The following is an 11,395-nucleotide window of genomic DNA, read 5'->3' on the forward strand; positions in this document are numbered from 1 at the left end:
GACCCGTCAGCCCCGCACGGCCCGCAGCAGCAGGTGCATCGCGGTGTCGGTGGACCGTTCGCGCACGTCGGAGCGGCTGCCGGGCAGGCGGGGGTCGCGGGCGAGCACCACGCCGTCGGCGGTGGTGACACAGAAGCAGACGTAGCCGACGGGCTTGGCGTCGGTACCGCCGCCGGGCCCCGCCACCCCGGTGATCCCGATGCCGATGTCGGCGTCGAACCGCTCGCGCGCACCGTCGGCCAGCGCCCTGGCGACCTCCGGCGACACCGCCCCGTGCTCCGCGATCAGCTCCGCGGGGACGCCGAGCAGCGCGGTCTTCGCCGCGTTGGAGTACGCGACGACGCCGCCGCCCACGTACGCGCTCGACCCGGCCCGGTCGATCAGCCGAGACGCCAGCATCCCGCCGGTGCACGACTCCCCCGTCGCCACGGTCCACCCCTTGTCGAGCAGGCCGGCGGCGACCAGCTCGTCGGTGCTCGTGCCGTCGGCGCTGACGAGGTGCCGCCCGTGCGCGGCGATCAGCGCGTCGGCGAGTGCGTCGGTCGACACACCCGGCTCCGGGCGCAGGTCGACCTCCAGCTCCGAGCGGCGCAGGCAGGTCGTGACCTCGACGCCGGTCGTGTCCAGCTCGCGCAGGGTGGCGGCGATCTCCGACTCGGGCAGCCCGAAGTAGCGCAGCGAGCGCGACCGGGCGGCGGGCACGGTCGCCAGTAGGTCCGCGACGGGGGCGGACGCGAGCGCGGCGGGCCACATCCCCTGCAGCTCACGCGGCGGGCCCGGCAGCACGACGACAACCGGCCCCTCCGGCACCGTCACGACCAGCCCGGGCGCGGTGCCGACGGGCGTGAGCGCGGTGGCCCCGCGCGGCACCATCGCCTGCTTGCGGTTGGCCTCCTCCAGCGCGGGACCGTCGAAGCCGGTGCGCCGCGCCCACGCCGCGAGGATCTCGGCGATGTGCGCGCGCATCGGCTCGTCGAGCTCCAGCGGGACACCGGCGAACGACGCGACGACCTCGCCCGTCAGGTCGTCGGCGGTGGGGCCGAGCCCCCCGCTGGTGACGACGAGCGACGCGCCCCGGACGAACTCCAGCGCGTCGGCGAGGTCGGCGGGCCGGTCGCCCACGATCAGCACGTGCGACACCTCGAACCCCAGCTCGCCGAGGCGCTCGGCGACCCACGGCCCGTTCTTGTCGGAGATCGCCCCGGTGAGCAGCTCGCTCCCGGTGACGACGACCGCGGCGCGCGGCCGACCCACTGATCCACTCATGCCAGCGACGCTACCGCCGCCTGCGCCGACGCGTCGCCCACCTCGACCGCCTCGGCGACCCGGGAGGGGTCGGTGGACAGCGCGGCGATTCCCGCCGCCCGCGACGGGCCGAGCGCCAGCAGGTGCCCGGGGCCCCGGTCGGGGTGCGCGGCGTCGGTGACGAGGCGCAGGTCGTAGCGGCGGATGCCCTGCGCGAGGGTGCCGAGGCCGGGGACGAGGACGTCGAGGGTGCGGGCCCAGAGCGAGAGGTCGGACACGGCGTGGATCTCCGACTCCGGACGGCAGACCAGCACGAGCACGTGCGTCGCGCCGCCGCGCAGGGCCCGCGCCGTCGCCAGCGGCTCGCCGACCGAGCCGTCGACCCAGCGGCGCCCGCCGTGCTCCACCGGCGGCCCGGCGAGCAGCGGGATGGCCGCGGTGGCCCGCAGGGCCCGCTGCCAGTCCTCGACGGTCCTCAGGCCGGTGAGGACGTGCGGCTGCAGGTCGGCCGCGTCGGTCGCGACGACGTGCAGCGGTACCGGGCCGTCACGCAGCACCTCCCACGGCAGCGGCTTCGTGCCGCCGAGCACGGTGTCGATCAGGTGGTCGATCGACACCGCCGGTCGGCCGGTGGCGAGGCGGCGCAGGTCGATGAACGCGGAGGAAGCGAGGTCCTCGGGGAACGCGGCCGCCCCCGCGTCGGCGCGGCCGGTGAGGAACGACGCCGCCGACACCGCGCCTGACGACGCCCCGTAGACCTCGTCGAACGCCTCGCGCAGGCCCGCACGGTCCAGGGCGTGCAGCATCCCGGCGACGTAGGCCCCGCGCATCCCGCCCCCGCCGACGACGAGCGCGACGCGGTGCGGGTCTGTCCGGGCACCGGGCCGGGTGCCGCGCCGGTCGAGCAGCACGCGGAGCACGTCGAGGTCGCCGCGGAGGAAGGGGCCCGTCACGGGCGGAGAGTAGGGCACGACACGTACGCAGGCCCGGACCGTGCGGTCCGGGCCTGCGCGGGGCGGGGCGGGGCGGAGCGGATCAGCGGCCGGCTCCCCGCGTGCCGCTGACCCACTCCTGGTCCGTCATCCGCAGCACGGTGATCCCGACGGCGAGCAGGAACACGCCCAGCGCGATCCCCTGGCCGATGCCCTGCACCACGCCGATCGGGACGACGATCGGGAACACCAGTGCGAACGGGATCAGCAGCGTGGGCGCCCAGTGGAAGAACCCGGCGCGCCAGGCGGCGAGCCCCAGCACGGTCATGCCGACGAACGTCGCCATGATCAGCGGTCCGCCCAGGAACCCGCCCAGTGGCAGGGCCTGCGCCGCGTCGGAGGTCGCCACGGCCTGGTCGGCGGGCAGCGTCCGGCGGATCGCCATGTCGTAGAAGTCGGTGACGAGCAGCCCGGGCAGGGCCAGCGCCCCGCCGACGGCCAACCCGAACCCGACGTTGCCCGCGACCCGGTGGCGGCGTCTGGTCATCACCGCCAGCGCCAGCAGCACCGGGACGATGCCCATGTAGCCGTAGTGCAGGAGCAATGCGGCGACCTGGCTGCGGATCGGGTCGGCCACCAGGGAGTCGAGGTAGGCGAGCGTGCCGGTGGAGGTCTCCCAGTTCGTCGTCGCGAACCCGGCGGCGGTGAGCAGGCCGCCGACGACCCCCGCGGCACCGACGGCGCGGCGGCGGAAGCGGGTGGCGGGGGCGACGGGGACGTCGGCGGGGAAGGTCGCGGCGGGGGCGGTGGCGGCGGTCATGGGCTGCTCCTCGGTGGGTCGGGTGGATGGGGGAAGGCTGCCGCGGCCGGGCCACCGGCGGACCGGTGTTCCCTGGCCGATCAGGAGTGGTGCCAGCACCCCGGTACCGGTGGGCCCGGCGTCCTACGCTCGTCGCGTGCAGACCCGAGTCGTCCTTGCCGAGGACAACGCCCTCCTGCGTGCGGGGCTCGTCCGGCTCGTCGCCGCCGCCGAGGACCTCAGCCTCGTCGGCGCGGCGGCCGACCTCCCCGCGCTCACCGCGCTCGTCGACCGGGAGCGGCCCGACGTCGTCGTCACCGACATCCGGATGCCCCCGACGCACACCGACGAGGGCATCGCGGTGGCCACGCGGCTGCGCGAGGAGCACCCGGAGATCGGGGTGCTCGTACTGAGCCAGTACGCCGAGGCGTCCTACGCGCTCACGCTGCTCGACGGCGGCACCGCGCGCCGCGGGTACCTGCTCAAGGAGCGCGTGGCCGACGGCGACGAGCTCGCCGAGGCGATCCGCCGGGTGGCCGCGGGCGGATCGGTGATCGACCCGACGGTGGTCGAGGGCCTGGTCGCGGCGAACCGCGCGGCGCCGTCGGACCTCGACCGGCTCACCCCGCGCGAGCTGGAGGTGCTCGGCGAGATGGCGCAGGGCAAGAGCAACGCCGCGATCGCCGCGACGCTGGTGCTCTCCGAGCGTGCGATCGAGAAACACACGAACTCGATCTTCTCCAAGCTCGGGCTGTCCGAGGAGCGCGACCTCAACCGCCGCGTCAGCGCGGTGCTCGTGTACCTGCAGAGGAACTGACCCCCGATGGACCCGGTGCGGGTGCTCGTGGTGGACGACCAGCGACCGTTCCGGCTGGCCGCCGCCGCAGTGCTCACCCGGACGCCCGGGTTCCTGCTGGTCGGCGAGGCGGGTACGGGCGAGGAGGCCGTCGACCTCGCCGCGACGCTGCTCCCCGACCTCGTCCTGCTCGACGTCCGCCTGCCCGGCATCAACGGCGTCGAGGCCGCGGCGCGGATCGTGGAACGGGCGCCGCGGACCGTCGTCGTGCTGTGCTCCAGCTACGCCCGCGCCGACCTGCCGTTCCCCCTCGACCGCCCCGGGGTCGCCGCCTACCTGCACAAGGAGGAACTGCGCCCGTCGACGCTGCGGGCGGTCTGGGAGAACACCCTCAGCCCTCCCTGAGCACCGCGGCCGAAGCCGTCCGCGCCACCCGCAGCGCCGGCCGGACCGCGGCGGCGACGGCCGCCAGAAGCACGACCGGCCCGATCGCGACGAGCGGCCCGACGGGCAGCGCGACGTCGCCGCCCACGCCGGTGGACGTGGCCACCTCCCACCACAGCAGCCGCGCGACGGCCAGCCCCAGCGGGACCCCGACCAGCAACGCGGGCACCACGATCGACGCGGCCATGACGACGACCGCGGCGCACACCTGGCGCGGCGTCGCGCCCAGCACGGCGAGCGCGGCGAGGCTCGGCGCGGTGCGCCGGACCCCGGTGGTCACGGCGTGCACCAACCCGGCCGCCCCGACGAGCGCGAGACCCAGTGCGAGCAGTTCGGGCAGTGCGACGAGGTCGGCGAGATTGCGGATCTCGTCCGGGGTCTCGGCGAGGAACACCTCGAGGTCGCGCGACAGCTCCTCGAACAGCGGGCCGGCCTGGCCCGGCGCGGCCCGCAGGTACGCCCCGACCAGCGGTTCGCCGCCGGCGATCGCGGGGAGCTCGTCGGGCGTGACGAGCGCGACCTCGCCGAGCGCACTGACCTCCCCCGTGTCCTCGGAGAGCACGACGACGATGCCCGTGACCGTGAGCGCGACGGTGCCGCCACCCGGCGCGGCCACGTCGACGACGTCGCCGGCGACCACGCCGAGCCGCTCCGCCAGGCGGGGCCCGACCGCGATCTCCCCCGGCCGCTCCGGCGCGCGCCCGGACGGCGTCTCGACCGGCATGCGGCCGAGCCGGTGGTCCAGCGCGACGGCCTTGAACGGCTGCCCCGCCGCGGTGACGACGTCGGCGCTGGTCATCACGTCGAGCGCCGCGACGCGGGGGTCGGTGACGAGCCGGGCGATGTCGGGCTCGCGGGCGTCGATCAGGGACAGGTCGGCCTGCTGGCCGTAGCGCGAGGGGGTGTCGACCAACCGCTGCAGCGCGGCGCCGAACGTCACCCCCGCCACCACCCCGGCGACGACGGCGGCCGCACCGAGCACCGCGACCCCGCGACGCCGCCGCCCACCCCGCAGCGCGATCCCGAGGCGCAGCGCCGGACTGCTCGGCAGCCACCACCGTGGCCCGCCGGACACGGTGGCCCGGACCCGCCGCGGTCGGCCCGCCGCCCCGGCGGCGACCGCTGTGAGCAGCAGGAACACCACGCCGAGCAGCAGGGCGCCGACGAGCGCGACGCCCCACGGCGCCAGGTGGCCCGGCGTCGGCTCGAAGCGCGCCTGGCTGCCCAGCGGCTGCAACCGACCGGACGCGAGCGCGACCGCACCCCCGCACAGCGCCGCCACCACCGCGGCCGGGACGGCGGCGAGCAGGCGCGCACCGACCCGGCCGCCCGCGGTGAGACCCAGCGCCGACTCGACGCGCTGCGCGGCGCGCGACGACCCGTGGTGGCGCGCCAGCCCCTGCCCGACCACGAGCAGCACCCCGCCGGCAAGCACCAGCGCGACGACGGCGAGGCCGGTGGTGAGCACGCGCTCCGCGGTGGCCACGGCCGGGTCGACCTGGGCGCGCGGCAGCTCGATCCGGGCCGGCAGGTACGTCCCGACGATCGACGGCGGCGCCTGCGCGACCGCCTCGGTGAAGGCCGCCGAGAACGCCTCGGCCGCCCCCGGGGCACCGTCGAGCCGGACGAACGTGGGGTGGATCGCGGCGTCCGCGCCGTACGCGCGGGCGAACGCGGGCCCGGCGAGGACGTTCGACAGCGCGCCGCCCCAGTACGGCATCCGGGCGACGCCGACGACCTCCATCTCGGCCGTCGACCCATCGGGCTCACCGAACCCGACCGCGAACTGCGAGATCTCCTCCAGCGTCAGGAGCTTCAGGGTCAACCGGTCACCGACCCCCAGCCCGGACATCTCCGCGAACGGCTCCCCGACGAGCAGCTCGTCGGGTGCGGCGGGGGCGGGCAACCGCCCGTCGAGGACGACCGGGTCGACGAGGCCGGGCGGCTGGTCGACCCCCGCGCCGACGGAGACGTAACGCAGCACCGGTCCCTCGACCCGCGCGACCCAGCCGTCGGTGGTCCAGGCCCGCGCCACCCCGGGCATCTCGGGCACTGCCGCGGTCAGGTCGGGCTGGTCGTCGGGGACGACCACGCGGGCGTCGTCGAGGTGGACCGCCTCGACCAGCCGCGGGTACGCCGACGCGGTCCGCTGCGCGAGTGCGACGGTCCCCAGCACCGCCCCGCCGCCGAGCCCGAGCAGCAGACCGAGCACGAGCAGTGGGCGCAGGCGGGTACGCAGCTCCGCGCGGGCCACCGCCCGGATCGCGCTCATCCGACCGGCACCGTCGCCGTCACCGTCGTCCCGACGCCGGGTGCGGATACCCAGCGGACCGACCCGCCGACGGCGCCGAGGCGGTCGGCCATGTTCTGCAGGCCCGCACCGGTCGGGGCCGCGCCCGCGGGGAAGCCGGGCCCGGTGTCGGCGACCTCCACGACGAGCTGCCCGTCGCGCCGGCCGATCCCGATCTCCACCTCGGAGCCGGGGGCGTGCTTGGCCGCGTTCTGCAGGGCCTCCAGGCAGCAGAAGTACACCGCGGCCTCGACCGGCTCCGGGTGCCTGCCGACGTCGGCCGCGCGCACCTGCACCGCAAGCGGGCTGCGGGCGGCGGCGGCGCGCAGCGCGTCGGGCAGCCCGGCGTCGCGCAGCAGGGGCGGGTAGATGCCGTGGGCGAGGTCGCGCAGCGCGGAGATCGACTCGCGGACGCCGCGGTCGAGCTCGTCGAGCAGCTCGACGTCGGCCGCGTTGCCCGCCTCCTCGGCGGTGTCGCGCACCAGCCGCAGGCCGACCGCGATCGCGACGAGGTGCTGCTGCGCGCCGTCGTGCAGGTCCCGCTCGATGCGGCGGCGCTCCGCGTCGGCCGTGCTGACCAGGCGCGCGCGGGAGGCCCGGAGCTCGGTGTTGGCGCGACGCAGGTCCGCGAGGGTGTCGGTGAGCGCCTCGTCCAGCGCGCGGTTGCGGAGCACGATCGCGAGCCGCCGCGCCACCTCGCCGAGTGCACGCTCGTCGGCGCCGGTGACGGCGTCGGCGTCGCCGGTGCGCTCGACGACGATCAGCGCGAGCACCTTCCCCGCGTGCACCGCGGGTGCGAACCGCAACTGGGTGTCCGGACCCCGCCCCTCCAGCAGCCTCGGCAACCACAGCCGCAGCCACCCCGGCCCCCCGACGCCCGCGCGGGCGAGCAGCGCCAGGTCGGCCTCGTCCAGCGGCTCCGGTTCCGCATCCCCCGCGACGGCGGGTACGGCGAGGGTGCGGACCAGCTCGTCGCCGTCGCCGCCCGCGTTCACCGACCAGATCTCGACGCGCGCGAGCCGGTGCTCGCGGCGCAGCGACTCGGCGAGGCGGCGCAGCAGGTCGTCGGCGTCGGGACCGTCCCCCTCCGCGACGGCGTCGAGCAGCTCGTCCGGGGAGCTGCGGGTGCCGTGAAGGGCGGCGCGGGCCGACTGCGCGGCGCGGCGGGCCAGCGGCCGGGCCAGCACGGCCGCCACCGCGACCCCCACCAGCAGCGGCGTACCGAGCTCGCGCTCCGCCCCGACCGGCAGGCGCCCGAGCACGAGCGGCACGACGAGCAGGCCGACGGCCGCGGCGAGCCCGACCGCCCCCGTGACGGCCCCCGCCGCCAGCACCGTCGGGCTCGCGCGGCGCAGCGGCGGGACCTCCCCGGCCAGCGCACCCAGCAGCACGCACCCGGCCGCGACGGCCAGGGCCACCGGCAGCGGCGGGCCGCCGGCGAGCAGCGACCCCGCGACGGCGACGACGAGCACGCCCGCCGCCACCAGCAGCCCCGCCACCAGCAGCGACCACCGCGCCCGGACCCCCGGCCTCACGGTTCCCCCGGCCCGTCGCCGACGACGCGGCCGTCGCGCATCCGCACCACCCGCTGTGCCGCGCCCGCCACCTCGGGGGCGTGGGTGACCACGAGGATCGTCTGCCCGGCGTCGTGCAGGCGCCCGAACAGGTCGAGCACCTCGGCCTGACCGTCGGAGTCGAGCGCGCCGGTGGGCTCGTCGGCGAGCAGGACCGTCGGACGGTTGGCCAGCGCCCGCGCGATCGCGACGCGCTGGCGTTGCCCGCCCGACAGGGCGCCCGGCAGCTCGTCGGAGCGGTCGAGCAGACCGAGCGTGTCGAGCAGGTCGCGCGCCCGTTGCCCCGCCCGCGCCGGCTTCTCGCCGGCGACCAGCGCGGCCAGCGCCACGTTCTCCAGCGCCGACATGTGCTCGACGAGGTGGAAGAACTGGAACACCAGCCCGACGTGGCGGCGGCGCAGCCGGGCGAGCGCGGCGGCCCCGAGGTCGTCGGCCCGGGTGCCGGCCAGCTCCACCTCGCCCTCGTCGGCGCCGTCGAGTCCGGCTACGAGGTGCAGCAGCGTCGACTTCCCGCAGCCCGACGGACCCATCAGTGCGACGAACTCGCCGCGCTCGACGGTCAGGTCGACACCGCGCAGGGCGCGCACCGCCACCTCGGAGGACCCGCCCGCCCCGTAGGTCTTGCGCAGCCCGCGCACCACGAGCGCGGGCCCCGTCGGATCCTCCACGCGGACCACCCTAGGAACGCGACGTTCGGGGCACCGGCCCCCTGACCCCACTGCGGGGGTGGTGGTAGCACCACCCCGGCGGATGGTCGGACCGTGCGCCCGCGGCGTTACCCCCGGTCAGAGACCGAGGACCGCCGGGTCCGTCGCCAGGTCGCGCAGCCGGGTGCCGGGGTCGGCCACCAACCGGCGCGTGCTCTGGTCCAGCAGCCCCATGACGCCCTCGATCTCCGCGGCGACGACGCCGTCGGAGCGCCGCAGGGTGCTGTCCATCGTGAACACGCGGCGCTCCGAGAACGCCGGGCGGCAGTCGACGTCCACCTCGTCGCCGTGGCGCATCTCGCGCAGGAACCGGACACGGGTCTCCAGCAGCACGATGCCGATGCCGTGCTCGATCATCCGGCCGAACGAGCAGCCCGCGGCGGCGAGCAGTTCGCTGCGGGCGTGCTCGCCGAACTGGTGGTAGACGGCGTGGTTGACGTGCCCGTTCATGTCGAGCTCGTAGCTGCGCACGCCGACCCGCACGGAGAAGGGGCGCACGGAGGAGGAAGCCATACGGGCATGATCTCCGGCCATGACGCAGATGCAGGACCCGGCCCGGGTGCGGATCCGGCGCCGGGTCGAGTGGGCCCAGACCGACGCCGCCGGGCACCACCACTGGACGGCGGTCCTGCACTGGGCCGAGCAGGCCGAGACCGTGCTGCACGAGCGCCTCGGCATCGCGGAGCGGACGTTCGGGCGCGAGCCCCGCGTCAACGCGACGGTGGACTTCACCGCACGGTTGTACTTCCGCGACGACGTCGACATCGCCGTCGAGCACGTCGGCACGACGTCCGCGCGCTACGCGTTCGCCGTTCTCCGCGGCGACGGGACCGCCGCCCGCGGCACGCTGTCGACCGTGCTCGTGGACCCGGGGTCGGGACGGCCGTCCCCGTGGCCGGACGACCTGCGCGCGGCTCTCACCAGCGGCGGCGACCAGGGGCGGTAGCTCAGAGCGGCGGCCGGTCCTGCGCCGCGGCCTGCACGGGCGGGGTGGGGCGGTACTCGCGGCGCGGCGGGGGCGCGGCCCACCCCAGCGCGGCGACGACCGCACCGAGACCGTCGTAGGTGCCCGCGGGCAGACCCCAGAGTTCGGTGCGGGTGGACGCGTCGGCGCCGTAGTCCTCCGCGTGGATGATCAGCTGCCACTTGGCCGCCGGGAACGCGACCCCGGCGAGCACGTGCCGGATCCGTTGGATGTCGACCGGAGTTCCCTCGGGCATCGTCGTGCTCCTTCCGCACCATCGACTGTACCTCCTCAGGTGTACCCAACATCACATTCTGGCAAACGGGGGATTGCTCCGAACCGGTGACGGGGGGTGATGTTGTGCGCGTCCTGGGCCGGTCGTAGGGTTGGCCGGCGGTTGAGAACACAGTCCGCGCTTCCAGTCCGCGATCCGCGATCACCTCGAGGAGCCGGTGCGCATGAGTGGCGATCCCCCCGTCGACGACGGGGTGTCCGGTCCCGGACTCTCCGAGGATGCCGGCGACGTCGGCGAGGTCATCCGGTTCGACGTGGTCGCCCACGGCGAGGGCGCGACCGTCGTCCACGTGGTCGGCGAGGTCGACACCCTGACGGCCCCGCTGCTGCGTTCCCAGCTCGACGAGCAGATCGCGGCCGTGCCGTTGCTGGTGCTCGACCTGACCGACGTCTCGTTCCTCGGTTCCGCCGGGCTCGCCGTCCTGGTCGCGGCGAAGGACGACGCCGACCGTCGCGGCCACCGGCTGCGCCTGGTCTGCGGATCGCGCATCGTCACCCGCGCCCTGCAGGCCACGGGTCTGCTCACGCTGTTCGACACGGCCGACGGCGTGCCGGAGGCGCTCGACGTCAGCGCCTGATCCCCCGGGGTCCGGGGAGGCGTGAGGGTGCCTGGTGGCCCCCGCGGTCTTCAACACCGACGTGGCCGAGCATCTCGGCCAGGCGGGTTCGATTCCCGTCCGCCTCCGCCACCCGGCGCGATCACCGGCCCGGCCCTACCGTTCGGCCATGCCTCGACTCCCGCTCGTCGACCCCGACGACCCCGGTGCCGACCCGCACGCCAGGGCCCTGCTCGGCCGGGTCCGTGAACTGCGTGGCCGCACGCTCAACGTCTACCGGGCCGTCGGCAACCATCCCGAGGTGCTCGAGGGGCTGCTGCAGTTCGGCTCGGCGGCCTACTTCCGCAACTCGTTGACGCCCGCGCAGAGCGAGTTGGCCTACCTCGGCGCCTCGGTCGCCAACGACTGCCACTATTGAATCCCGACCCACGTGGTGGCCGGTCGGGCCACCGGACTGACCGAGCAGAAGCTCGCACTGATCGGCGCGGACCCCCTCCCGGACGGCGTGTACGAGCCGGACGAGGCCGCGATCGTCCGCTACGCGCGGGCGTCGAGCCGGCTCGACCCCATCACCGACGAGCTGTACGCGAGCCTGCTCGAGCACTTCACCGAGAAGCAGATCATCGAGATCTGCTTCACGGTCGGCATGTCGAACATGATCAACCGCTTCCACGCGACGTTCCACACCGACGTCGACGGCGACACCGAGGAGCTGCTCGGCGCGGTCTGCCCCGTTCGGTTACCACCGCCACCCGGCGGGTCGGTGGCCGATAACCCCTGATCAGTGGGATCG

The 11,395-nt window shown here is 75.8% G+C and carries 14 protein-coding genes and 1 tRNA gene; 7 read left to right on the forward strand and 8 right to left on the reverse strand.

Features of this window, described 5'->3' with window-relative positions:
* Nucleotides 1-6: 6 nt before the first annotated feature.
* From I4I81_RS18350 to I4I81_RS18360, 3 genes are all read right to left on the reverse strand, one after another.
* A complete protein-coding gene (locus tag I4I81_RS18350; protein ID WP_218604812.1) occupies nt 7-1,266 on the reverse strand; it encodes a competence/damage-inducible protein A in 1,260 nt (419 codons plus the stop codon).
* Nucleotides 1,263-2,198: a patatin-like phospholipase family protein gene (locus tag I4I81_RS18355; RefSeq protein ID WP_218604813.1), complete on the reverse strand. Its 936-nt coding sequence runs from the start codon at nt 2,196-2,198 to the stop codon at nt 1,263-1,265. Before I4I81_RS18355 ends, I4I81_RS18350 begins: the two co-directional genes overlap by 4 nt.
* A gap of 82 nt (nt 2,199-2,280) precedes the next feature.
* On the reverse strand, nt 2,281-2,997 hold the full coding sequence (locus I4I81_RS18360) for a hypothetical protein (protein WP_218616210.1): 717 nt from the start codon (nt 2,995-2,997) through the stop codon (nt 2,281-2,283).
* Nucleotides 2,998-3,133: 136 nt separating this feature from the next.
* Here I4I81_RS18360 and I4I81_RS18365 point away from each other — a divergent pair, with 136 nt between their 5' ends.
* On the forward strand, nt 3,134-3,793 hold the full coding sequence (locus tag I4I81_RS18365) for a response regulator transcription factor (RefSeq protein ID WP_218606353.1): 660 nt from the start codon (nt 3,134-3,136) through the stop codon (nt 3,791-3,793).
* Between the two features lie 6 nt (nt 3,794-3,799).
* Nucleotides 3,800-4,177, forward strand: a complete 378-nt coding sequence (locus tag I4I81_RS18370; RefSeq protein WP_218606354.1) for a response regulator — start codon at nt 3,800-3,802, stop codon at nt 4,175-4,177.
* Here I4I81_RS18370 and I4I81_RS18375 read toward each other — a convergent pair.
* The 4 genes from I4I81_RS18375 to I4I81_RS18390 form a co-directional block, all read right to left on the reverse strand.
* Complete coding sequence (locus tag I4I81_RS18375) at nt 4,164-6,488, reverse strand: FtsX-like permease family protein (protein ID WP_218616211.1); 2,325 nt, start codon at nt 6,486-6,488, stop codon at nt 4,164-4,166. The two genes, I4I81_RS18370 and I4I81_RS18375, sit on opposite strands and share 14 nt — an antisense overlap.
* A complete protein-coding gene (locus tag I4I81_RS18380) occupies nt 6,485-8,041 on the reverse strand; it encodes a sensor histidine kinase (protein ID WP_218616212.1) in 1,557 nt (518 codons plus the stop codon). The genes I4I81_RS18375 and I4I81_RS18380 overlap by 4 nt, the downstream gene beginning before the upstream one ends.
* Nucleotides 8,038-8,748, reverse strand: a complete 711-nt coding sequence (locus I4I81_RS18385; RefSeq protein WP_218616213.1) for an ABC transporter ATP-binding protein — start codon at nt 8,746-8,748, stop codon at nt 8,038-8,040. Before I4I81_RS18385 ends, I4I81_RS18380 begins: the two co-directional genes overlap by 4 nt.
* A 117-nt stretch (nt 8,749-8,865) precedes the next feature.
* Entirely contained in the window at nt 8,866-9,300 is a 435-nt protein-coding gene (locus I4I81_RS18390) for an acyl-CoA thioesterase (RefSeq protein ID WP_218606437.1), read from the reverse strand.
* A gap of 19 nt (nt 9,301-9,319) precedes the next feature.
* On the opposite strand from I4I81_RS18390, the gene I4I81_RS18395 reads away from it, so the two are divergent.
* The gene (locus I4I81_RS18395) at nt 9,320-9,733 is read left to right on the forward strand and encodes an acyl-CoA thioesterase (protein ID WP_218616214.1); all 414 of its coding nucleotides are present in this window, start codon (nt 9,320-9,322) and stop codon (nt 9,731-9,733) included.
* Between the two features lies 1 nt (nt 9,734).
* Here the strand turns inward: I4I81_RS18395 and I4I81_RS18400 are convergent, their stop codons facing one another.
* Nucleotides 9,735-10,007 carry a DUF2795 domain-containing protein gene (locus tag I4I81_RS18400; protein ID WP_218616215.1) on the reverse strand — a complete coding sequence of 91 codons (273 nt, stop codon included), beginning with the start codon at nt 10,005-10,007 and terminating at the stop codon, nt 9,735-9,737.
* A gap of 202 nt (nt 10,008-10,209) precedes the next feature.
* On the opposite strand from I4I81_RS18400, the gene I4I81_RS18405 reads away from it, so the two are divergent.
* The 4 genes from I4I81_RS18405 to I4I81_RS18420 all read left to right on the forward strand — a co-directional run bounded on the left by I4I81_RS18405 (nt 10,210) and on the right by I4I81_RS18420 (nt 11,383).
* Nucleotides 10,210-10,623 carry an STAS domain-containing protein gene (locus I4I81_RS18405; protein WP_218602727.1) on the forward strand — a complete coding sequence of 138 codons (414 nt, stop codon included), beginning with the start codon at nt 10,210-10,212 and terminating at the stop codon, nt 10,621-10,623.
* A gap of 15 nt (nt 10,624-10,638) precedes the next feature.
* A tRNA-Sec gene (locus I4I81_RS18410) sits at nt 10,639-10,734 on the forward strand.
* A gap of 37 nt (nt 10,735-10,771) precedes the next feature.
* Complete coding sequence (locus tag I4I81_RS18415) at nt 10,772-11,020, forward strand: carboxymuconolactone decarboxylase family protein (protein WP_218602728.1); 249 nt, start codon at nt 10,772-10,774, stop codon at nt 11,018-11,020.
* Between the two features lie 12 nt (nt 11,021-11,032).
* Nucleotides 11,033-11,383 carry a carboxymuconolactone decarboxylase family protein gene (locus I4I81_RS18420; protein WP_218602729.1) on the forward strand — a complete coding sequence of 117 codons (351 nt, stop codon included), beginning with the start codon at nt 11,033-11,035 and terminating at the stop codon, nt 11,381-11,383.
* Nucleotides 11,384-11,395: the final 12 nt, after the last annotated feature.

Source organism: Pseudonocardia abyssalis, assembly GCF_019263705.2.
Taxonomy (GTDB): domain Bacteria; phylum Actinomycetota; class Actinomycetes; order Mycobacteriales; family Pseudonocardiaceae; genus Pseudonocardia; species Pseudonocardia abyssalis.

Coding starts and splice junctions, on each gene's coding strand:
- I4I81_RS18350 (WP_218604812.1), bottom strand. CDS start 1,266: ATGAGTGGATCAGTGGGTCGGCCGCGCGCCGCGGTCGTCGTCACCGGG.
- I4I81_RS18360 (WP_218616210.1), bottom strand. CDS start 2,997: ATGACCGCCGCCACCGCCCCCGCCGCGACCTTCCCCGCCGACGTCCCC.
- I4I81_RS18370 (WP_218606354.1), top strand. CDS start 3,800: ATGGACCCGGTGCGGGTGCTCGTGGTGGACGACCAGCGACCGTTCCGG.
- I4I81_RS18375 (WP_218616211.1), bottom strand. CDS start 6,488: ATGAGCGCGATCCGGGCGGTGGCCCGCGCGGAGCTGCGTACCCGCCTG.
- I4I81_RS18390 (WP_218606437.1), bottom strand. CDS start 9,300: ATGGCTTCCTCCTCCGTGCGCCCCTTCTCCGTGCGGGTCGGCGTGCGC.
- I4I81_RS18395 (WP_218616214.1), top strand. CDS start 9,320: ATGACGCAGATGCAGGACCCGGCCCGGGTGCGGATCCGGCGCCGGGTC.
- I4I81_RS18400 (WP_218616215.1), bottom strand. CDS start 10,007: ATGCCCGAGGGAACTCCGGTCGACATCCAACGGATCCGGCACGTGCTC.
- I4I81_RS18405 (WP_218602727.1), top strand. CDS start 10,210: ATGAGTGGCGATCCCCCCGTCGACGACGGGGTGTCCGGTCCCGGACTC.
- I4I81_RS18415 (WP_218602728.1), top strand. CDS start 10,772: ATGCCTCGACTCCCGCTCGTCGACCCCGACGACCCCGGTGCCGACCCG.